Here is a 21,041-nt window from a genome sequence, read left to right on the forward strand (position 1 = left end):
TGTGACTAAAGCTGTTATTGCCAAAGGGAAGCATCGATCAGAGTCTACTGAGATGCTGAAGCCACCTAATCGTCCTTCAAGTATATTGGGCTGTTGGGTGATCAATCACACGCAACAAGCAAAGAAAGTTGGTAAGTACGTGGAAGTGACCGGTAGTTTTGATGTGAATGTTTGGTACTCACACCATGATCATTCTAAAACTTCCGTCTTTACTGAATCGATTCCTTATAAAGATAAGATTGCATTGCATTATCGCGATGAGCCGACATCAGCAAAAGAGGAAACGATTGTCACAGTATTACAGCATCCGAATTGTACAGAAGCTAGTATTTCTGAATGCGGACAAAACTTCTCGATTTCAATTGAAAGAGAGTTATTGGTTGAGATGATTGGTGAAACAAAAGTATCTGTAACGATTCATCCACATCCGTACGATGAAGAATGGCCAATACTAGAAGCTGAATCTTCTTCTATTGTGATGGAAGATAAAAAGAATAAAGAGGTTCCGAATAAAGAGAGACCGCATCAACCGCCTCAGCGTAAAGATTCACCATTTTAAAGCCGGGAGTTTCACCGGCTTTTTTTTATTTGCTATACGTTAATAAAAATGATCTGTATCAAGTTTACTTTGCGGTAATGGGTGTAGCCTTAGGATAGGAGGAGATCCTATGGTGAAAATAAAATGGTTTATAATTCCAGCACTTCTAATGATGCTGTCAGCATGTAGCAAAGGAAATGATATGCAAACTCTTTCGGCTCCTTCTCCTGAACAAGAATTAGGGGCAAGTAGAAGTGGTCTGACGCTATCGATTTCGGCACAACAATATAAAGAAGGTATGCCGATATTCCACACGACATTAAGAAATGATAGCCAAATTAGTTATGAATATGGCGAATACTATCATATAGAAATACTGAAAAATAACGAATGGTATACGTTGGCACATTCAGATTTTGTGTTTTATGAAAATCCACAGTTCACTAATTTGGGTCGTTTAATTGCACCGGCAAAGGTGATTCATCAATTGTTTTCCGTGGAAATAATAGGTGTGACCCTCATGCCAGGAGAGTATCGCCTAGTCAAAATGTTTTTGAAACCGGTAGCCCCTTATTATGTAGTAACACTTGCTGTTCCGTTCACAGTGATTTCTGCAGTATAGACAGCACAATCATATGTCATTAAAGTTGGTAGCTTACTTTATTTGGAGCTGTTCGGCCAATTGTTTATTTTTAATAACAGAATACCGATTTTCAAGATTGAAAACTATCTCGGGCCGTTAACAACCGAGATGTTTTTTTGTTGTTTTTAAAGTAGTTTGTATTCAATTCATTACATCCCTTCTACATTTTAAAATACCTCAGCCCCTTTTGATTCGTTAACTCAAAGGGGGTTTGGTATAATGTATAGAAAATGAGCGAGAAAAAGAGGGTTTACCATGTCTGAACATACACCAATGATGCAACAATATTTGAAAATTAAAGAACAATATACGGACGCGTTTTTATTCTTCCGTTTGGGAGATTTCTATGAAATGTTTTTTGAGGATGCTGTTAACGCATCTGCATTATTAGAAATCACATTAACGAGTAGGGACTCAGGCGCACGTGATCGTATACCAATGTGCGGTATTCCGTATCACTCCGCCACAGGATATATTGAAACATTAATTCATAAAGGTTATAAAGTAGCGATATGCGAGCAAATGGAAGACCCGCGATCGGTAAAAGGAATTGTTAAACGTGAAGTAGTCAAAGTGATTACACCTGGCACATTAACAGAAGGTAAAACGATTGACACAGAAGCCAATCATTTTATCGGTGCCGTCGATAGTCTCGGTAATCAATGTTATGCATTAGCTTATCTAGATGTGGGTACAGGCGAAGGAAAAGTAGAACTAATAGAAGGAAGTGAGCGTACACTGCTTGCTGAAATCGAAGCTCTTGGCATGAAGGAGATTATTGTAGATGAGCAACTTCATGTCATTTTCGCAGAACTGTTCGAAAGTCGGGAAATTATGCTTTCGATTGAAGACACAGAGCATTCGGGATCGATTGGTCACGACACATATGAACATTTGCCGGTAGAACTACAAGAAGCTTGTCGCAAATTACAATCGTATCTGTTGCGTATGCAGAAAATGGTTTTCGGTCACATTCGTCCTTTTATCTATATAGAGAAAAATACAAAACTATCGATCGATGCGAACTCAATGCGGAATTTAGAACTTGTACAAACCATTCGTTCTGGAAAAAAAGAAGGTACATTGTTCTGGGTATTGGATGAAACCGTTACGGCGATGGGGGCAAGAAAATTACGCATGTGGATTCACCAGCCGCTAGCTCAGCGTCAGGCGATTGAAAATCGTCTGGAAACTGTAAATAACTTAATTGATGAATATTTCTTACGTGAAGAACTACTGGAAGAATTACATGACGTCTATGATGTGGAACGACTTGCTGGAAGAATCTCTATGGGCAGTGCGAGCGCTCGTGACTTGGCACAGTTAAGGAATTCATTGTCTCATATACCGAAACTTAAACAATTACTGAAGGAATCTAAACGTCCAATGTTGCAACAGTTTGCTGAGAAAATGGACCCGTGTCAAGAAACTTTTCAATTACTAACGGATGCAATCGCAGTTAACCCACCTATATCAGCCAAAGATGGTGGATTAATACTAGACGGCTATCATGAGAAATTGGATGAGCTTCGGGATGCGTCACGTAACGGAAAGAATTGGTTAGCGCAGCTCGAGCAAAAAGAACGGCAGCTGACGGGGATTAAAACGTTAAAAATCGGCTATAATCGTATATTTGGTTATTATATTGAGATTACAAAATCCAATATTCATTTAGCTGATCTGTCACGCTATGAACGCAAGCAGACACTCGCCAATGCGGAGCGATATATAACAACAGAGTTAAAAGAAAAAGAAGAGCTAATTCTAAATGCGGAAGCAGACAGCCAGACATTAGAACTTGAATTGTTCCAATCCATTCGTGAACAAGTAAAAGGAGACGTACAAAGAATTCAACAACTGGCTGCTGTCATCAGTGAACTGGATGTACTTCTAGCATTTGCGAAAGTGTCGGAGAAAAATCAATACGTTCGACCCGAATTCCATGCAGGGAAAGCAGTCGATATACAAAATGGCCGGCATCCTGTCGTAGAGAAAATGATGAATCATTCTCTATATATTCCAAATTCCTGCACGCTTGCTGAAGATGAAAATATGCTGCTCATAACAGGTCCAAATATGTCCGGTAAGAGTACATATATGCGCCAAGTAGCACTGACTGTAGTGATGGCGCAAATCGGTTGTTTCGTACCTTGTGAAAAGGCTATATTGCCTATTACAGATCAAATTTTCACGAGGATTGGCGCAGCAGATGATGTAGCGTCTGGCCAAAGTACATTTATGATGGAAATGATGGAGTCTCAATATGCACTTGCACATGCGTCGTCTCACAGCTTGTTATTGTTTGACGAGATCGGACGCGGCACTTCAACATATGATGGGATGGCACTTGCACAAGCAATGATGGAATATATCCACGAAGAAATTGGTGCCAATACACTGTTTTCTACGCATTATCATGAATTGACCCAATTAGAAGATGTGTTGGATCGCTTGCTGAATGTTCATGTTGCAGCCAAAGAGCAAAATGGTAAAGTTGTGTTCTTACACAAAGTATTACCAGGTGCAGCCGATCGAAGCTACGGAATCCATGTAGCTGAACTTGCAGGTCTCCCTGCAGATGTAGTCGGACGTGCGAAAACATTGCTACAGCGTTTTGAAGAAGACAGTACAACTAAAGGGGCTTCTTCTGTATCGGAGCAACTGGCTTTCTTTGATACCACTAGCGAACCGATTTTTTCACCAGAAACACAAACGTTGCTTGAAGAGATAGAAGCGATAGATTTGATGAACATGACACCCATGCAGACAATGCAAAAATTAATGGAATGGAAAGAACGTTTGATGCAAGACAAGAAGGAGTGAATGGGATGAATCAAATTCACATTATGGATGACACCTTGGCCAATAAAATCGCAGCGGGAGAAGTAGTGGAGCGTCCTTCTTCAATCGTCAAGGAACTAGTGGAGAATGCGATTGATGCGCAGAGTACAAAAATAGAAGTATCTCTAGTAGAAGCGGGACTCTCTTCTATTCGCGTAACCGATAACGGTAACGGTATGTCTGAAGACGATGCTATCCGCTGTTTTGAACGGCATGCTACTAGTAAAATATCCAATGAACATGATCTATTTCGTATCCGTACCCTTGGATTTCGCGGAGAAGCATTAGCGAGTATTGCGGCTGTGTCGAAAGTTTCATTATGGACATCGAATGGTGAAGATGGTGCTGTAGTAGAGATTGAAGGTGGGAAAGTACTGAAATATGAAGCAGGTGCTTTACGAAAAGGGACAGATTTTCTCATACAACATCTATTCTTCAATACACCAGCACGCTTAAAATATATGAAAACAATTCAAACGGAGCTGGGACATACCATTGATTTATTAAACCGATTAGCACTGAGTCACCCTGACATATCCTTCTCATTAACGCACGATCAGCATGAAATTCTCAGAACATCAGGTTCAGGAGATTTATTACGGGTATTATCAGATATATACGGTGTTGGAGTTGCGCGTAAAATGATTCCATTTCAAAAAGAGGATGCTGATTTCAAGGTGAAGGGGTTTATTACACTTCCCGAAATGACACGTGCTTCGAAAAACTATATTTCACTTCTAATGAATGGGCGATGGATTAAAAGCTATGCGGGGACGCAAGCAGCAATAGATGCGATGCATACGTACTTACCAATTGGAAGATTTCCAATTGCGGTCATTGATATTACAGCCGATCCTATTTTGACGGATGTTAACGTTCACCCAGCAAAGCGCCATATCCGTATTAGTAAAGAAGGCGAATTACTTTCTCTTATAAAAAATGCAATCAAAGAAGCGATTCAAGGAGTCACCATAATCCCTGACGCGGTAAAGAAAGAGAAGCCAATAAAAAGGGATTCTGAACAGCAATCTATTTGGACACCTTCTTATCGCCGTCCAGAAGTGAGCGTTCCATTAGGTGGTCTAGAAGTTTCACCGACCATTATGCCCGCGGAAGAACCTGAAACAGAGCTGACAACATCGGTATTTCCAGAAGCTATTTTTGAGCAGCGGGATGAATCTATACCGGAAGAGCCTGTTGTGTATGAACAAGAGCAGCAAGAAGGAAACCATTTTCCGTCCATTGTGCCTATAGGACAAGTTCACGGAACGTATATTGTTGCGCAAAATGAGGATGGGTTTTATTTAATCGATCAGCACGCAGCCCAAGAGAGAATCAAATATGAATATTTTAAGGTGAAGCTTGGTCAAGTAGATTCAGGTGAGCGTCAGCAATTACTTTTGCCGCTCGTCTTTCATTACTCTGCTGATGAACAAGTGAAGATTGAGGAATGCAAAAGCGCACTGGAAGAAGTCGGTGTGTTTTTAGAATCATTTGGTCCTGCCACATATACAGTAAAAGAATATCCTTCTTGGTTTCCTGAAGGACAGGCTACTTCAATCATTGAAGAAATGATAGAGCAAGTGCTTGAGAAACGAAAAGTGGATGTTGAGAAATTACGCGAAGAAAGTGCTATCATGATGAGTTGTAAAAAATCTATCAAGGCAAATTACTATTTGAGACAAGAAGACATGGAACGTTTGCTCACGGATCTTGGTGCTTGTCGCAATCCGTACACATGTCCACACGGTCGTCCTGTGTTAATCCACTTTACAACCTATGAATTAGAGAAGATGTTTAAACGAGTGATGTAACAAAGCAAGTCAGAGAGGAGCGATTTTATGTTTTCAACATTAGAGAGATCAAGCAGAATTCAGAACCTGAAAAACTTATCATTCGATGTATTAGTTGTCGGTGGAGGGATTACAGGGGCGGGTATCGCATTAGATGCGGCTGCAAGAGGATTTTCGGTTGCCCTAGTTGATATGCAGGATTTCGCTGCAGGCACTTCTAGTCGCTCAACAAAATTGATACATGGCGGTTTACGTTATTTAAAACAATTTGAAGTAAAGATCGTGGCGGAAACGGGGAAAGAACGGGAAATCGTTTTCCGCAATTCGCGTAATATTACGAAATCCAGGCCGATGTTATTGCCGATCTATAAAAAAGGAACGTATGGCAAATATTCTACTTCGGTTGGCCTTCTCGTTTACGATTTACTGGCAGGGGTTAAGCATGCAGAACGTCGTGAAATGCTAACAAAAAAAGAAACAGCTGAACTTGAACCATTGTTGAAGAAAGAAAATTTAAAAGGCGGCGGACATTACGTAGAATATCAAACTGATGACGCGCGCTTGACGATTGAAGTGTTAAAGAAAGCATCAGAAAAAGGTGCTCTTTGTTTAAATTATATGAAATGTGAACAATTCAATTTTGAAAACGAACATATTGTGGGAGCTGTCTTAAGTGATCAACAGACGGGCGAACGGTTTTCGGTAAAGGCTTCAATGGTCATCAACGCTTCCGGTCCATGGGTTGATGAATTACAGAAAAAGGTTAGTAGCCAACACAAGAAACAATTGCATATTACGAAAGGCGTTCATATCGTTGTTGATCAATCCATATTCCCACTGCAACAAGCAATCTATTTTGATAACTCAGACGGTCGAATGCTATTTGCTATTCCACGAGAGAATAAGACGTACATCGGAACGACTGATACATTTTACTCAGATGATAAACAGAATCCCGTAGCGACAGAAGAAGATATTAATTATATTATTGATGCGGTTCATCAAATTTTCCCAAGTGTTCATCTGCAACGTCATCATGTAGAATCCACATGGGCTGGAATACGTCCACTGATTGCTCAAGAAGGCAAGGATGCTTCTGAAATTTCAAGAAAAGATGAAGTGTGGGAAACGGCACCTGGGCTGCTAACAATTGCTGGCGGAAAGTTAACGGGTTACCGACAGATGGCTGAAGTCGTAGTGGATCGAATTGCCGAACGATTAGAAAAGCCTTTTATCCAGCACTGTGAAACTAAAAACATCTGTGTGTCCGGAAGTGATTTCGAAAATGATGAGGATTTGCAACAGTTTATCCATCAACAGGCTGAACGTGCATCCCAATTTGGTTTAACTTCACAGCAAGGCGCACGTCTTGCTTCATTTTATGGTAGAAATAGTGATCAAGTATTCCAATTTGCCCATGTAGTTTCAGCAGAGGAAAATGAGTTGCCTGTTAGTTTACGTGCAGAGATTTTATATGGCATTCATTATGAAATGATTACTTCACCAAGTGATTTCTTTATTCGCCGAAAAGGAGATCTGTATTTTCAAATCGATGTAGTAGAATCATTGGCAGCACAAGTAACAGACTATATGGCTACGTTATTGCACTACACGGACAGTGAGAAATCAATTCACGAAAATGATTTGAAGAATGCAATAGCGGAAGCGAAAGGGAGTGTAAGCTCATGACGGATCAATGGATAGAGATGCGTGACGGTACAAAAGTGTACAGTAGAGCTTATACACCAGCGACGAATCCGAAAGCACGTGTGCATATCATTCATGGACTAGCGGAACATAGTCGTCGGTATGATCGTTTTGCAAAACATTTACAATCGCAAGGATATGTTGTGACGCTCCACGATCAACGTGGTCATGGTAAGACGGCTATCGAAAACGGTAATACGTATGGTTATCTAGGTCAATCTGCCACATTCGATCAATTAGTAGATGATACATTTGAAGTCAACCAAGCCTATCAACAACAAAACCCTGAACTTCCGTTAGTGCTACTAGGGCACAGCATGGGCTCATTCGTTGCGAGGCGCTATATTCAGTTATATGGTTCTACGCTTAGTGGTGTGGTTCTATCGGGCACTGGATCGAATTCTGAGCTTACAGCGCATGCAGCGATTGCATTAGCTGCATATAGAGAAGACAAATATCCGAAAGAGCAACCAGATGAGCTTTTAAACAGTTTAGTCTTCGGTAATTATTCAAAACAATTCCCAGACGAAGGTGAATTTTCTTGGTTATCACGCGATACGGTAAGTGTCAGCGATTATGAAGAAGATGAAGCGTGTGGGTTTGTGCCGACTGCTCAAATGTTCCGTGTGGTGCTTGAAGGAATGAACTCTATAGAAGCTCCTGAATTCTTGTTAAATATTCCAAATGAACTGCCCATTTTATTATTATCAGGAACTGATGATTTAGTTGGGAATCGAGCGAAGGGTGTTTGGAAAGTAGCCAAACAATTTGATAAAGCGAATCAACGACATGTTACTGTTCAGCTGTTTGAAGGCGGCAGACATGAAATGCTACAAGAAACTAATTATAAACAAGTGTATACGACTATAGTGGAGTGGATGAAAAAACATGAATCTGCCATTTGATGTACTAGCAGTAGTAGGACCTACAGCTTCAGGGAAGACAGCACTAAGTACAGCGCTTGCCAAATCATTTAATGGAGAAATCATTAATGGAGACGCTATGCAAGTCTATAAAGAACTGGATATCGGTACGGCTAAGATCCATGCATCTGAAATGAATGGAATTCCACATCATTTCTTTGATGTAAAAGAACCGACAGAGTCGTTTTCTGTGGCGGAATATCAACAGGCAGTTAGACAATGGATTGCAGATATTCAATCTCGCGGGAAATTGCCGATTATTGTAGGTGGTAGCGGAATGTATGTACAATCGGTGCTATTCGATTATCGATTTACAGAACAGGCTGCTGATTCTGAAGTGCGTGCGCGTCTGGAGCAAGAGCTTGAAGCAAAAGGGGCTGATGTATTGCATGCAAGACTGACGGAGTTAGATCCGAAAAGCTCGGAGAAAATACACCCAAACAATCACAGACGTCTTGTGCGTGCGCTTGAGATCCTTGAAGTGACTGGTCTGACAAAACAAGATCACGAAAAACAGTCAGGAAATCAGCCGATGTATCGCTCGTTGATTATTGGACTTGATCTTCCCCGCGAACTACTTTATGAGAGAATCGATTTGCGTGTTGAACAAATGGTAGAAGCAGGTTTGTTTAAAGAAGTCCAACAATTATGGGATAAGGGAATTCGTCAAACGCAATCAGTTCAGGCGATAGGCTATAAAGAGTTGATCTCCTACTTTGATGGAAAATTGACGAAAGAACAATCAATTGAAGCTGTGATGAAAAACACACGTAATTACGCGAAAAGACAGCTTACCTATTTCCGTAATAAATTACCGGTTCAATGGGTAAATGCTAATCAATCTACGGAAGAAATTTTTCAAGCAACTTGTAAAATAATAAAGGATTTTCAGAAGTAAGTAGGGAATAACTTAATAATAGGAATGAGGAGGCAATTGAATGGCACAAGGAAATATGCAAGATACGTTTTTGAATTCTTTACGTAAGAACAACACATTCGTTACAATCTTTTTGCTTAACGGTTTTCAATTGAAAGGTCTAATCAAGTCATATGACAATTATACCGTTCTACTCGAGTCAGATGGTAAACAACAGCTGATTTATAAGCATGCAATCTCTACGTATGCTCCTTCGAAACCGGTTATTTTAAAAGATGAACAATAAACAGGCGCTTGCCTGTTTTTTTGTTGTCTTTTATTTGGCATACGCATTCCATCTGCTAAAATAGAAGATGATAATATGAAATGAGGTACTACACATGCAAATCGCACCAATTAATGAGAAATTACTGTTAAAAGCTCAAGAAGCAGAAGAAGAAATCGCTCCGTTTGTGAAGACAATGGAAGAAATCGCTTTTTATAACCAAAGAAAAGTATTACAAGCATTCAAAAAGAATCAAGTAAGCGACTTTCATCTATCAGGCTCTACTGGCTATGGATATGATGATAGCGGCCGTGATGTGTTGGAACAAGTCTATTCGGATGTATTCGGGGCGGAAGACTGTCTCGTAAGAAATCAGATTATTTCCGGCACACACGCTATTACAATCAGCTTGTTTGGAATATTACGTCCAGGCGATGAATTGCTTTACATAACAGGTAAGCCATACGATACATTAGAATCCATTATTTCGGGGAACGGCAAAGATACAGGTTCATTGGAAGACTTTCAAATATCCTATCAGCATATCGATTTGAAAGAAGATGGATCTGTTGATTACGCAAAAGCAAAAGAAGCTATTTCCTCTAAGACGAAGATTGTTGCCATTCAACGCTCAAAAGGATATTCAAGCAATCCGTCATTCAGAATCCATGAAATAGAAGCGATCATTAAGGAAGTACGTAAAATGAAGGAAGATGTCGTGATTTTTGTAGATAATTGCTACGGAGAATTTGTTGAAATGAAAGAGCCTGTTGAAGTTGGAGCTGATTTAATGGCAGGTTCACTTATTAAGAATCCAGGTGGCGGATTAGCAAGAACAGGTGGTTATATAGCGGGCAAGAAGGACTTGGTTGAGAAGTGTGCATATCGTATGACGTCACCAGGCCTTGGAGCCGAAGCAGGGGCGTCACTCGACACGTTACTGGAGATGTATCAAGGATTCTTCTTAGCGCCGCATGTAGTAAGCCAGGCAGTCAAAGGCGCACTTTTCACATCTGCATTTTTTGGCAGTTTCGGTATGGACACGACACCGCATTACAGTGAGCGTCGTACGGATTTAATCCAATCAGTTAATTTCTTGAACGCGGAACAAATGATTGCATTTTGTCAGATGATCCAGCAAAATTCCCCAATCAATGCCCAGTACGCACCGGAACCTTCATATATGCCCGGTTATGCTGATGACGTCATCATGGCAGCGGGTACATTCATTCAGGGGTCCAGTATTGAATTAACAGCTGACGGCCCGATTCGACCACCTTATACAGCATATATTCAAGGTGGTTTGACCTATGAGCATGTAAAATCGGCTGTGCTCGATTCTATGGAACAGTTGCTTGAAAAGAACTTAGTATAAATAAAAAGTGTATCGAAAACCTTCTAGGTTTCACGATACACTTTTTTTATTAATGAATCATACGGAATACGCCAACAACTTTACCTAATATAGAAACCTTATCTACAATGATCGGCTCCATGGAGGAGTTTTCTGGTTGTAGCCGGAAATAGTCTTTTTCTTTAAAGAAACGTTTAACAGTTGCTTCGTCTTCCTCTGTCATGGCAACAACAATTTCACCATTACTTGCAGAGTGTGTTTGTCTAACAATTACACGGTCCCCATTAAGAATTCCCGCTTCTATCATACTATCTCCTACAATTTCTAACATGAAGATTTCATCTTCTGATGAACCAAACGTATCTGGTAATGGGAAGTATTCTTCTATATTTTCAATTGTTGTGATTGGATTACCAGCAGTAACTTTCCCGATTAATGGTACATGCATAACACCACTTTTTAATTCATCCAATCCTTCTGGATCCAAGATCTCGATGGCGCGGGGTTTAGTTGGATCCCGGCGTATGAAACCTTTACTCTCGAGTCTTGATAAGTGACCGTGAACCGTGGAACTTGATGCCAGTCCAACAGCTTCTCCAATTTCACGAACGGAAGGTGGATAGCCTTTTAAACGAACTTCATCTTTTATGAAAGCGAGTATTTCTTCTTGTCTTTTTGATATTTTCTTCAACAGATTCACCTCTTCTACTAGTTTACGAGCAATGGAATACTGAACCACTATTTTGAATATAGTATAACATGTGTTCGGCTACTAATCAAACAAAGGTTCTAATTTTGCTTGACATGGAATCGTATGTTCTCTTATAATTAAGAACAAGTATTCCGAACGTGTATTCTAAATACAGGAAATAGAGGAGGAATTATGATGGAGTATATTAAAGAATTTATCAAAAATAATTATTATTTTGCAGTATTATTAGCTGTTTGTGTTTCATTCGCTTGGGTTCAGTTCGATAAAATGGCTGAAGAAGATCACTATATGGAAATCGTTATTAATGAAGGAGATACACTTTGGCAGCTAGCGTCCAACTACTCTGAAGATATACCAACTAGCCACTGGATCGAACAAGTACGCTCATTAAATGAATTACCTACTGATCAAATCGTTTCGGGTGAATTACTACGTGTGCCTGTTAAAATGGATAAACAGACAGATATCCGAGTAGCTGAAGTAGGAGAGGGATCCAGATGACAGAAAAGAGATGTGTAATCTATTGCCGTGTGAGTACAGAAAAGGAGACCCAAGAACAATCTATTATTAGGCAACAAGAAGAACTTGAAAAATTAGCGTCTGAGTTATCTTATGATTGTGTTGGAATCTATACAGATCGGCAAAGTGGCTATGACATGGATCGGGAAGGTCTTCTTTCTATGTTGGATCAAATCCAAGATGGCACAGTCGATGCACTGTTCATTCAAGACGAAACACGGTTAGGACGAGGCAATGCAAGGGTCGCAATTTTACATGTGATTGCTAAAAGTGAGACTACTGTAATTACCAATCATTCTAACGGTACGATAGAACTGAATGAAATGGATACGATGTTGCTTGAAATTCTTGCAATCGTAGAAGAATATCAACGGAAATTACATAATGCAAAAATACGTAGAGGGATGAAACGTGCTGTTGACAAAGGGTATGATCCTTCGAAGAATTTACGTAATATCGACCAAGCTCCAGGGCGTGAGCGACTTGAGCTTCCAATAGAAGAAATTGTTTCACTACGCAACAAAGGTCTAACATACGAAGAAATTGCAACTGTATTAAATGGGTTAGGTCATGCGGTTAGCAAAGCGACGGTTCATAGAAGGTATAGGGAGTTTATAACACAGCAACACTAATAGGTTGCACTTTTCCTCCAGGTTGTTTACATTTTACTAAACGACTTATTTATGGAGGCTTTTAATAATGCTATCAGAAAAGAAAATACAACGTATCAATGAACTTGCGAAAAAAAAGAAAACAACAGGATTATCGATTGAAGAAGCCAAAGAACAAACGCAACTAAGAAAAGAATACTTAGAAACATTCCGTTCAAGTATGCGTGAGACAATTGAATCGGTCAAAGTGTTGGATCCAGAAGGAAATGATGTAACACCTGAAAAAGTCAAACAAGCTCGTGCGAACCAAAAACCGCTAAATTGATGATAGGTAAAGGATTAATATTGTAATTAGCGTTGGAATTGACTACACTAGAGTAGGAATATGTACTATAAAACACTCATATGAGACAGGACGGAAAGGATGTACAGCATGACCGAAAAAATCGATCAACTGGCAATAACAACAATCCGAACATTATCAATCGATGCGATTGAAAAAGCAAATTCAGGTCACCCAGGATTACCGATGGGCGCAGCACCGATGGCTTATACATTATGGACGAAGCATTTGCATCATAATCCATCCAACCCACAATGGTTCAATCGTGATCGTTTTGTACTTTCAGCGGGTCACGGCTCGATGTTACTTTACAGCTTGTTACACTTGAGCGGCTATGGCTTGAGTATTGATGACTTAAAGAACTTCAGACAATGGGATTCAAAAACTCCAGGACATCCGGAATACGGACACACAGCAGGAGTGGAAGCGACTACAGGACCTCTTGGACAAGGAATTGGTATGTCTGTAGGTATGGCAATGGCAGAGAAACATCTTGCTGCAACGTACAATAAACCAGGTTTTGATATTGTAGACCATTACACATACGCACTTTGTGGTGATGGCGATCTAATGGAAGGCGTAGCAGCGGAAGCTATTTCTATGGCTGGCCATCTTCAATTAGATAAATTGATCGTATTATATGACAGTAATGATATTTCTTTAGATGGCGACTTGGATATGTCTTTCTCTGAAAACATTAAAAAGCGCTTTGAATCCTATGGCTGGAACTACTCAAGAGTAGAAGATGGCAATGATATAAAATCTGTTTCAGATGCAATTGAAGCAGCAAAAGGCAACACAGGCGGACCGACAATCATTGAAGTGAAAACTGTCATTGGTTATGGTTCACCAAACAAATCTGGTAAGGCCGATGCACATGGAGCGCCACTAGGTGAAGATGAAATGGCTCTTACAAAAGAGTATTATAAGTGGACGTTCGAAGAAGACTTCCATGTTCCTGAAGAAGTTTATGACCGATTCAATTCAGCAACAGATCAATTAGGCGTGCAATCAGAGCAACAATGGAATGACTTGTTCGAAAGTTATCAAAACGAACACAAAGAATTAGCTGCACAATTTAAACAAGCGATTGCAAATGAACTTCCAGCTGACTTAAAGGACCAAATGCCAGTTTATGAAGCAGGTGCTTCTGTGGCGACACGTTCTGCGTCTGGTGATTCAATCAATGCATTAGCGAAAGCTGTTCCCGCTTTATTTGGGGGTAGTGCGGATCTTGCAGGATCAAATAAGACAACAATTAAAAATACGGGTGATTTCTCCGCTAGTGATTATTCGGGACGGAATATCTGGTTTGGAGTACGTGAATTCGCGATGGGGACTGCACTTAACGGTATGACTCTTCATGGCGGAGTGAAAGTTTTCGGCGGAACATTCTTCGTGTTCAGCGATTACGTGCGACCTGCTATTCGTCTTTCAGCGCTAATGGGATTACCTGTGACATACGTCTTTACACATGACAGCGTTGCAGTCGGAGAAGACGGCCCAACACATGAACCTGTTGAACAGTTGGCTTCATTACGTGCGATGCCTGGATTGTCTATCATTCGTCCGGCTGACGGAAATGAAACATCTGCCGCTTGGCATACAGCTGCTACTTCAAAAGACACACCAACTGTGTTGGTATTGTCTAGACAAAATCTTGAAGTATTGCCAAAATCACAAGAGCTTGCTATGGAATACGTTCCAAAAGGTGCGTACGTCATTTCACCTGCTGTTAAAGAGCAAGCAGATGGTTTACTGCTAGCAAGCGGCTCTGAAGTAAGTCTTGCTGTGGAAGCACAGAAAGCACTTAAAGAACAAGATATCGACGTCAGTGTCGTTTCAATGCCTTCATGGGATCTCTTTGAGAAGCAGGATCAAGCATACAAAGATTCTGTTATACCAAAGAATATCAAGAAGAGAGTAGCGATTGAGATGGGTGCTTCACTTGGATGGCATAAATACTCTGGTGATGAAGGTACTGTCATGGCAATCGACACATTCGGTGCAAGTGCGCCAGGTGACTTAGTCATTGAAAAATATGGCTTCACTGTAGAAAACGTTGTTAAAGAAATGAAAAATTTACTAAATAACTAATTATTTTGGGCACACGACTCTAAGTTCTAAAGAGTCGTGTGTTTTTTTGCGCAGCTTTACGACAATAATAGTGATGAAGTTTTCCGCAAACTGACATGATTTATCTACTACACGTCCTATGATAGATAGCAGGAGGTGTTCTTTATGAGAAAGTATGAAATATTTAAAATTAAGTCAGCCTATCAATCCTTCATAATGGGGCGTGAACGTTTGTTATTTGAACTTCTAACGGTTGGCCCTTCTACAAACTATCAGGAAATTGAATACTTATGTGACCAGTTAAATCAAAGAGAACTTGATTCCATCATTCAGCATAATTTGGCGAAAAGTTTTGATAACCTGGATTCCTATCATAATGAATATCGATTAACACATTTAATTAAAGGTGAGGTATTCATTAAAATGGGGACACATAGTATTCAAGTGTATTGCCAAGGTTCTCGAATGCTAGACTTAGATTTATTTGTAGCGTTATCTACTTCAACAGATCGTTTTTTTGCAATCATGAATGAACAGGAAGAATGCGGATGGCTTAAACCTATTAAATACTCAGAACGCATGATACTGGAAAATACAATGATGTAAAAACTTCCGCACAATTTGCGTACAGTCATTGCTATTCACTGGTGCTATGTTGTATAATCTCTCTTGGTAGTATGTAATTGAACTATGTTTAATGAGGGAGGTTTGGCAACAATGACTTTATGGATAGCAATTTTATTGATCGTCGTCGCTTTGATCGGCGGAGTAGCTCTCGGCTTTTTCATAGCACGTAAATATATGATGAATTATTTGAAGGAAAATCCGCCAATTAATGAGCAAATGTTACGTATGATGATGATGCAAATGGGACAGAAACCTTCACAAAAGAAAATTAACCAAATGATGGCTCAGATGAACAAGGTGCAAGACAAGCCAGCTAAAAAAAAATAAGCAAAACTCCGTGATCAGCAAAATTGCTAACACGGAGCTTTTTTTATAGAGAATTGTTTAATTCTCAATATAAACGAAATCGATTTAAAAATCGTTGTACGGTTTGTAAATATTCATCTGGGTTATCATTATACGATTTGGCATGTGCCCCTTTGGCGAAAAGTTTCATCATTTTATCGCCTTCCTTTAAATCATACAACTCTTCTGTCATATGGGGCAAAATGAACGTGTCTTCCATACTGTGGATGAATAATACAGGTTTATCGATAAACTTCATCACTTCACGTGGCGAAACGGCTGCAGATGTATAGCCATCACGAATTTTTAGAAACAAATTGGCGACTCGCAAGCTCATGGAAGTCTTGAAAGGCATTTCTGTCCGGATAATGTGCAATAGTTGCTCGGAGAAATCCGAAAACGGACAATCGGATATATAAAAATCGGCTTCATCTTCGTACGTACCTGCGTACAACAGCGTAGTGGCGGCTCCCATAGATTCGCCGTGGATGCCAATTAAAGCGCGCTTTCCTACCCGTTCACGAATAGCCCTCACAACTTCTTTTAAGTCCATCTTTTCATAAAACCCAAAACTTGTTGTTTTGCCGCCAGAATCACCATGACGACGATGGTCAAAAATGACCGAATTAAATCCTAGCCGTTCAAATAGACGAGCGTATTTAATCGAGTTCACTTTATTTTCTGTTACACCATGACAAATGACAACCGTTCTTGTTGTATCTAACGGTCTCAAAAATATAGCACGTAAATTATAGCCATTAGGAGAAGGAATCCAAATATCATCTTTTCTAACGGTTTCAAACCATTGGCGATCAAATCGTTTCGCAATCATTTCACGCTGTAAAATGAATTCGGAGTCTTTCGTTTTTAAATACATTAATCGATTGGTGACAAGAATACCGAAAATAGTAAGAAGCGCTGTTATGATACTGGAGACGATTCCTAAAATATACACTACTCTACGTTTCAACAGAATTCTCCTTTCCTCTTACTTTCTTCTTTTATATAAATTGTACATAGCTGTTTCGATTGGACGTGACAGATAGGGTGCGACTTCATCAACAGCTAAGCATACTTTGTCCATATCAACACCTGTTTCTATATTCAGAGACTCCAATAAATATAAAACATCTTCCGTAGCAACATTACCTGTAGCACCAGGAGCGAAAGGACAGCCACCTAGACCACCAGCAGATGTATCAAATCGATCAACGCCCGCCTGTAAAGAGGCATAAATATTGGCTAAACCTAATTTGCGCGTGTCGTGAAAATGCGCAGTAAGTAAAATATTTGGAAACTGTTGCTTCAGTTCCTGAAATAGGGTGAAACTTGCCAAAGGATTTGCCATGCCGTCTGTATCTGCCACACTTAATTCATCCACGCCCATATCAACAAATTGCCTGCAAAGAGAGAGTGTTTGTTCTTGCGGAATGAAGCCTTCATATGGACAGTGAAATGCGGTTGAAATACAAGCTCTGACAAAATGATGATCTTTTTTCAGCTGATCTATAATTGGTCTTAGTGTCTCAACACTCTCTTCAGTGGTGCGATTGATGTTGTGTTGATTAAATGTATCGCTGACACCCACAAAGACCGCCATGCTATCTGCACCAGCTCTGAGAGCATTCTCGACGCCACGTGCATTCGGTGTAAGAACAAGTTGTCTGCCTTGTTTTCTTATATTAGCCATAATTTCCATGGAATCGGACATTTGTGGAACCCACTTAGGCGATACAAATGAAGTGACTTCCATTTCATGGAGCCCCGCCTGCTGTAAAGCGTGGATAAAAGCTAATTTTTGATCAGTAGGAATACTGTTTTTTTCATTTTGTAAGCCATCACGTGGGCCAACCTCGATTAATGTTACGTTTTTTGGTAAGCTAGACATAAACATCCCTCCCTCATTCTATTGTACGTAATTAAAGTGGGGAAGAGCAATGTAAAACCCCTAAAATTTAACTGGATAAAGTAAAGAGGGCCATTCTATCATCATACAGAAAGTAGTGATTAATATGTCAAAGAAACAACGAAAAGCATCTAGTAACCAAAAGGGAAATACTGTAGAACATTCTGCTCCTATACTTTCAGATTTAATGGATGAGGATGTATTAGCTAAGTTAAAAGAGATGAAGCAAGAAATGAAGGTTGTAGAAGAAACGAAACTAGAAAAAGAAAAGGAAAAACGTATTCAAGAGCGTAAAGAACGTGAAAAGAATAAAAGTTTTGAGGAACTACTTGAAGAATATGGAGACGGTGGGACAAAATATTAAGAAATTATATAAATAGGTGTTGTATAAGGTATACTAGTAAAATGAATTGTTATGAATAAGACCTTTTACAAAGGAGAGGCATGTATGAAATTTTTGTATATGACGTTTTGTGAGAAAGAATATATTCAAAACGGATTGAAATCCGAACAATACTTAAGACGTGTTCATTCGGCACCTATTGAGCATCCGATTGTCCATTGGATACAAGAAAATTTGAAGCCTATAAAGAAAAATGAATCTGTTCTATATTATGATTTTCCTAAAGAAAAGGTAAAAGATTTTTATAATCTTTTAGTAGAGGCCCATGCCGAAAAATCTAATGAATCTCCAAGACCGTGGAAGTTCTTACCTAATCCTTCCGAAGAATCTTATATTTATCCAATGGCTTAGTATGAAAAAGAGTATGGTACGACTTATTATGAGTCAATATACAAATACATAACCGCATTTGGGATCATATTAAATATATTTGATTTTGATACTAATCAATTAATTTTATACATTCAATAAGAACGATGAACGTATCCAGGAGGATGTTAGATGAAACAGCTTGATATTAAGCTATATGAATATTTATTGGCAAAGTTACCTGAAATTACGACTTCTTGGCTGTCTATGAGAAAGGTAGAAGAGGACTCTATTTATTCACTCAATGCTTGTCCGAAAATGGAAGAAACTCTTCGGGAACAAAACAAATTAACGAATCTAACTATCACTAGTAGTTTACTTGATGATCAGGAAATTTTTGAGAAAAACAAAAAGAAATGGGCTTCTGTCGTAGCTCTTAGTAGAGTAAACAGCAATACTCCAATAGAAGATGTAATTGAGGCATTAAGTAAGGTGCGTTTAACGTATTGGCGTTTCATAAAAGAATTTCACTTCGTAAACGAAAATGAGATCACGATTGAAGATTATGTGCGCTGGAGTGAAACACTTAATAATGCATTTGATCAAATTTATATTGAGTTTGCAGAAACGTATAATGAATACATCAATAGCAGGTTCGATATTCAACAAAGTTTAATCAATGAGTTAAGTTCGCCAGTCATCAAAATAACCGAAACGATTGGTGTTGTTCCCTTGATTGGCGATTTGGATGAACTACGCGCTCGTATTATGTTGGAGAGCATCCCAGAGAAGAGCTTAGAATCTGATATCGAACATTTATTTATCGATTTATCAGGAGTTACTGTAATTGATACATTGGTAGCGCAGCAGATTTATCAAATTACAAAAGTGCTGTCTCTATTAGGAACGAAATGCACGATTACGGGAATCCGTCCAGAAATTGCGCATGCATCAACAGAGCTCGGATTGGATTTTTCGAATATCCAAACGTTCAGTTCATTGCAATTGGCTTTTTCAAAAGAATTTTCAATTAGAAAACATTGAAAAACCAGTACACTTTGATGTAAAGTGTACTGGTTTTTTTGATTATTTATGACTTTCTTGAAAATCAAGCATGAATTGTTGCAATGCTTCACATGCTGCGTATGGTACAGCATTGTATGCAGAGGCTCTGCAACCACCTACCGAACGGTGACCATTCAATCCAACAAATCCTGCTTCTTTAGCTTCTTGTAAAAATTGCTTTTCTAATTCTTCATCCGCTACACGGAATGTAATATTCATCAATGAACGACTATCTTTTTCAGCATGACCTGTATAGAAACCATTGCTGTTATCAATCACATCATAGATTAAATTAGCTTTCTCTTCGTTGCGTTTTGAGATTTGTTCCAAGCCGCCTTGTTCTTGCATCCAGCCCAAAACTTCACCCAACATATAAATACCGAAAGATGGGGGTGTGTTATATAAAGAGTTACTTGAAGCATGCGTGCTGTACTTTAAAATACTTGGAATTTCGCTATTAGCATTTTCCAACAAGTCTTTTCGAATGATGGCAACTGTAACGCCTGAAGGACCGAGGTTTTTCTGTGCGCCAGCATAAATCATACCAAATTTACTAACGTCAATTGGTCTTGATAGAATGTCACTGGACATATCAGCAATCAACGGAACATTTCCAGTTGAAGGAAACTCGTGGAATTGTGTACCGAAGATCGTGTTGTTTGATGTGATGTGAACATACGCATCAGATTCCTCAAATCTAATTTCTTCTGTTGAAGGGACATGATTATAATTTGAATCCTTTGTAGAAGCTGCTTCGTAGACTTCTCCGATAGTTTTTCCTTCTTTTAACGCCTTGTCAGACCAAGCACCGGACATGATATAACTCGCCTTTTTTCCTTCAGGCAAAAAGTTCATTGGAACCATTGCGAATTGGAGACTTGCTCCACCTTGCAGGAATAGCACTTCATAGTTTTCAGGTATTTGGAATAAAGAACGCAGACGAGAAATGGCTTGATTATGTACTTCTTCATAAGTTGCACTGCGGTGACTCATTTCCATAATAGACATTCCTGAAGCTTTGAAATTCACCAATTCAGCTTGTGCTTTTTCAAGAACTTCGCTTGGAAGAGCAGATGGACCCGCATTAAAATTATAGACAGACTTTTGATCACTCAACAAAATCACTCCTTCAGTAGTTTACAACTCTAAAGTAAAGTATATATGAAAAAACGAATAGGTGGAAT

Annotated in this window: 22 protein-coding genes; 18 read left to right on the forward strand and 4 right to left on the reverse strand. The window is 39.4% G+C overall.

The annotated features are described in order from the left end of the window. Position 1: 1 nt before the first annotated feature. The 9 genes from cotE (at position 2) to CSV76_RS01370 (ending at position 10,962) form a co-directional block, all read left to right on the forward strand. Positions 2–559: an outer spore coat protein CotE gene (gene cotE / locus CSV76_RS01330; protein ID WP_085428709.1), complete on the forward strand. Its 558-nt coding sequence runs from the start codon at positions 2–4 to the stop codon at positions 557–559. A gap of 109 nt (positions 560–668) precedes the next feature. Next, entirely contained in the window at positions 669–1,160 is a 492-nt protein-coding gene (locus CSV76_RS01335; protein ID WP_099624529.1) for an immunoglobulin-like domain-containing protein, read from the forward strand. Between the two features lie 276 nt (positions 1,161–1,436). Next, positions 1,437–4,004, forward strand: a complete 2,568-nt coding sequence (gene mutS / locus CSV76_RS01340) for a DNA mismatch repair protein MutS (RefSeq protein WP_099624530.1) — start codon at positions 1,437–1,439, stop codon at positions 4,002–4,004. A gap of 5 nt (positions 4,005–4,009) precedes the next feature. Further along, positions 4,010–5,836, forward strand: a complete 1,827-nt coding sequence (gene mutL, locus CSV76_RS01345) for a DNA mismatch repair endonuclease MutL (RefSeq protein ID WP_099624531.1) — start codon at positions 4,010–4,012, stop codon at positions 5,834–5,836. 27 nt (positions 5,837–5,863) lie between these two features. Then, the gene (locus CSV76_RS01350) at positions 5,864–7,504 is read left to right on the forward strand and encodes a glycerol-3-phosphate dehydrogenase/oxidase (protein WP_099624532.1); all 1,641 of its coding nucleotides are present in this window, start codon (positions 5,864–5,866) and stop codon (positions 7,502–7,504) included. Next, positions 7,501–8,427: an alpha/beta hydrolase gene (locus CSV76_RS01355; protein WP_099624533.1), complete on the forward strand. Its 927-nt coding sequence runs from the start codon at positions 7,501–7,503 to the stop codon at positions 8,425–8,427. The genes CSV76_RS01350 and CSV76_RS01355 overlap by 4 nt, the downstream gene beginning before the upstream one ends. Further along, positions 8,411–9,343, forward strand: a complete 933-nt coding sequence (miaA, locus tag CSV76_RS01360) for a tRNA (adenosine(37)-N6)-dimethylallyltransferase MiaA (RefSeq protein WP_099624534.1) — start codon at positions 8,411–8,413, stop codon at positions 9,341–9,343. The genes CSV76_RS01355 and miaA overlap by 17 nt, the downstream gene beginning before the upstream one ends. Before the next feature lie 40 nt (positions 9,344–9,383). Further along, complete coding sequence (gene hfq / locus CSV76_RS01365) at positions 9,384–9,608, forward strand: RNA chaperone Hfq (RefSeq protein WP_085428716.1); 225 nt, start codon at positions 9,384–9,386, stop codon at positions 9,606–9,608. A gap of 94 nt (positions 9,609–9,702) precedes the next feature. Next, positions 9,703–10,962, forward strand: a complete 1,260-nt coding sequence (locus CSV76_RS01370; RefSeq protein WP_085428717.1) for a methionine gamma-lyase family protein — start codon at positions 9,703–9,705, stop codon at positions 10,960–10,962. 49 nt (positions 10,963–11,011) lie between these two features. Here the strand turns inward: CSV76_RS01370 and lexA are convergent, their stop codons facing one another. Further along, the gene (gene lexA / locus CSV76_RS01375) at positions 11,012–11,632 is read right to left on the reverse strand and encodes a transcriptional repressor LexA (RefSeq protein ID WP_085428718.1); all 621 of its coding nucleotides are present in this window, start codon (positions 11,630–11,632) and stop codon (positions 11,012–11,014) included. Between the two features lie 195 nt (positions 11,633–11,827). Here lexA and yneA point away from each other — a divergent pair, with 195 nt between their 5' ends. From yneA to CSV76_RS01405, 6 genes are all read left to right on the forward strand, one after another. Next, positions 11,828–12,154, forward strand: a complete 327-nt coding sequence (gene yneA, locus CSV76_RS01380) for a cell division suppressor protein YneA (RefSeq protein WP_158232726.1) — start codon at positions 11,828–11,830, stop codon at positions 12,152–12,154. After that, positions 12,151–12,804, forward strand: a complete 654-nt coding sequence (locus CSV76_RS01385; protein WP_085428720.1) for a YneB family resolvase-like protein — start codon at positions 12,151–12,153, stop codon at positions 12,802–12,804. Before yneA ends, CSV76_RS01385 begins: the two co-directional genes overlap by 4 nt. 67 nt (positions 12,805–12,871) lie before the next feature. Then, positions 12,872–13,108, forward strand: coding sequence for a DUF896 domain-containing protein (locus tag CSV76_RS01390; protein ID WP_085428721.1), 237 nt, complete (start codon positions 12,872–12,874; stop codon positions 13,106–13,108). Positions 13,109–13,216: 108 nt separating this feature from the next. Beyond that, positions 13,217–15,223: a transketolase gene (gene tkt, locus CSV76_RS01395; protein WP_099624535.1), complete on the forward strand. Its 2,007-nt coding sequence runs from the start codon at positions 13,217–13,219 to the stop codon at positions 15,221–15,223. A 144-nt stretch (positions 15,224–15,367) separates the two neighbouring features. Further along, positions 15,368–15,808, forward strand: a complete 441-nt coding sequence (gene sirA, locus CSV76_RS01400; RefSeq protein WP_085428723.1) for a sporulation inhibitor of replication protein SirA — start codon at positions 15,368–15,370, stop codon at positions 15,806–15,808. Between the two features lie 111 nt (positions 15,809–15,919). Further along, complete coding sequence (locus CSV76_RS01405) at positions 15,920–16,156, forward strand: YneF family protein (protein ID WP_083035511.1); 237 nt, start codon at positions 15,920–15,922, stop codon at positions 16,154–16,156. 64 nt (positions 16,157–16,220) lie between these two features. Here the strand turns inward: CSV76_RS01405 and CSV76_RS01410 are convergent, their stop codons facing one another. Then, positions 16,221–17,144, reverse strand: a complete 924-nt coding sequence (locus CSV76_RS01410) for an alpha/beta hydrolase (protein WP_099624536.1) — start codon at positions 17,142–17,144, stop codon at positions 16,221–16,223. Between the two features lie 18 nt (positions 17,145–17,162). Beyond that, a complete protein-coding gene (locus tag CSV76_RS01415) occupies positions 17,163–18,062 on the reverse strand; it encodes a hydroxymethylglutaryl-CoA lyase (protein ID WP_099624537.1) in 900 nt (299 codons plus the stop codon). Between the two features lie 124 nt (positions 18,063–18,186). On the opposite strand from CSV76_RS01415, the gene CSV76_RS01420 reads away from it, so the two are divergent. The 3 genes from CSV76_RS01420 (at position 18,187) to CSV76_RS01430 (ending at position 19,836) form a co-directional block, all read left to right on the forward strand. After that, a complete protein-coding gene (locus CSV76_RS01420; protein WP_099624538.1) occupies positions 18,187–18,444 on the forward strand; it encodes a YqkE family protein in 258 nt (85 codons plus the stop codon). Positions 18,445–18,528: 84 nt separating this feature from the next. Next, positions 18,529–18,834: a hypothetical protein gene (locus CSV76_RS01425; protein ID WP_099624539.1), complete on the forward strand. Its 306-nt coding sequence runs from the start codon at positions 18,529–18,531 to the stop codon at positions 18,832–18,834. Positions 18,835–18,984: 150 nt separating this feature from the next. Continuing rightward, the gene (locus tag CSV76_RS01430) at positions 18,985–19,836 is read left to right on the forward strand and encodes an STAS domain-containing protein (RefSeq protein WP_099624540.1); all 852 of its coding nucleotides are present in this window, start codon (positions 18,985–18,987) and stop codon (positions 19,834–19,836) included. 42 nt (positions 19,837–19,878) lie between these two features. Here the strand turns inward: CSV76_RS01430 and serC are convergent, their stop codons facing one another. Next, on the reverse strand, positions 19,879–20,976 hold the full coding sequence (gene serC, locus CSV76_RS01435) for a 3-phosphoserine/phosphohydroxythreonine transaminase (RefSeq protein WP_099624541.1): 1,098 nt from the start codon (positions 20,974–20,976) through the stop codon (positions 19,879–19,881). Positions 20,977–21,041: the final 65 nt, after the last annotated feature.

Origin of the sequence: Sporosarcina sp. P17b (assembly GCF_002743115.1) — a bacterium.
GTDB classification, from domain to species: Bacteria; Bacillota; Bacilli; order Bacillales_A; family Planococcaceae; genus Sporosarcina; species Sporosarcina ureae_C.

Bases quoted from the DNA above. Each gene is read 5' to 3' on its own strand.
- CSV76_RS01390 (WP_085428721.1), top strand. From the start codon at position 12,872: ATGCTATCAGAAAAGAAAATACAACGTATCAATGAACTTGCGAAAAAA.
- CSV76_RS01405 (WP_083035511.1), top strand. From the start codon at position 15,920: ATGACTTTATGGATAGCAATTTTATTGATCGTCGTCGCTTTGATCGGC.
- CSV76_RS01335 (WP_099624529.1), top strand. From the start codon at position 669: ATGGTGAAAATAAAATGGTTTATAATTCCAGCACTTCTAATGATGCTG.
- mutL (WP_099624531.1), top strand. From the start codon at position 4,010: ATGAATCAAATTCACATTATGGATGACACCTTGGCCAATAAAATCGCA.
- CSV76_RS01425 (WP_099624539.1), top strand. From the start codon at position 18,529: ATGAAATTTTTGTATATGACGTTTTGTGAGAAAGAATATATTCAAAAC.
- CSV76_RS01385 (WP_085428720.1), top strand. From the start codon at position 12,151: ATGACAGAAAAGAGATGTGTAATCTATTGCCGTGTGAGTACAGAAAAG.
- mutS (WP_099624530.1), top strand. From the start codon at position 1,437: ATGTCTGAACATACACCAATGATGCAACAATATTTGAAAATTAAAGAA.
- tkt (WP_099624535.1), top strand. From the start codon at position 13,217: ATGACCGAAAAAATCGATCAACTGGCAATAACAACAATCCGAACATTA.
- CSV76_RS01350 (WP_099624532.1), top strand. From the start codon at position 5,864: ATGTTTTCAACATTAGAGAGATCAAGCAGAATTCAGAACCTGAAAAAC.
- CSV76_RS01420 (WP_099624538.1), top strand. From the start codon at position 18,187: ATGTCAAAGAAACAACGAAAAGCATCTAGTAACCAAAAGGGAAATACT.
- sirA (WP_085428723.1), top strand. From the start codon at position 15,368: ATGAGAAAGTATGAAATATTTAAAATTAAGTCAGCCTATCAATCCTTC.
- CSV76_RS01355 (WP_099624533.1), top strand. From the start codon at position 7,501: ATGACGGATCAATGGATAGAGATGCGTGACGGTACAAAAGTGTACAGT.
- hfq (WP_085428716.1), top strand. From the start codon at position 9,384: ATGGCACAAGGAAATATGCAAGATACGTTTTTGAATTCTTTACGTAAG.
- CSV76_RS01415 (WP_099624537.1), bottom strand. From the start codon at position 18,062: ATGTCTAGCTTACCAAAAAACGTAACATTAATCGAGGTTGGCCCACGT.
- CSV76_RS01370 (WP_085428717.1), top strand. From the start codon at position 9,703: ATGCAAATCGCACCAATTAATGAGAAATTACTGTTAAAAGCTCAAGAA.
- yneA (WP_158232726.1), top strand. From the start codon at position 11,828: ATGGAGTATATTAAAGAATTTATCAAAAATAATTATTATTTTGCAGTA.
- CSV76_RS01430 (WP_099624540.1), top strand. From the start codon at position 18,985: ATGAAACAGCTTGATATTAAGCTATATGAATATTTATTGGCAAAGTTA.
- miaA (WP_099624534.1), top strand. From the start codon at position 8,411: ATGAATCTGCCATTTGATGTACTAGCAGTAGTAGGACCTACAGCTTCA.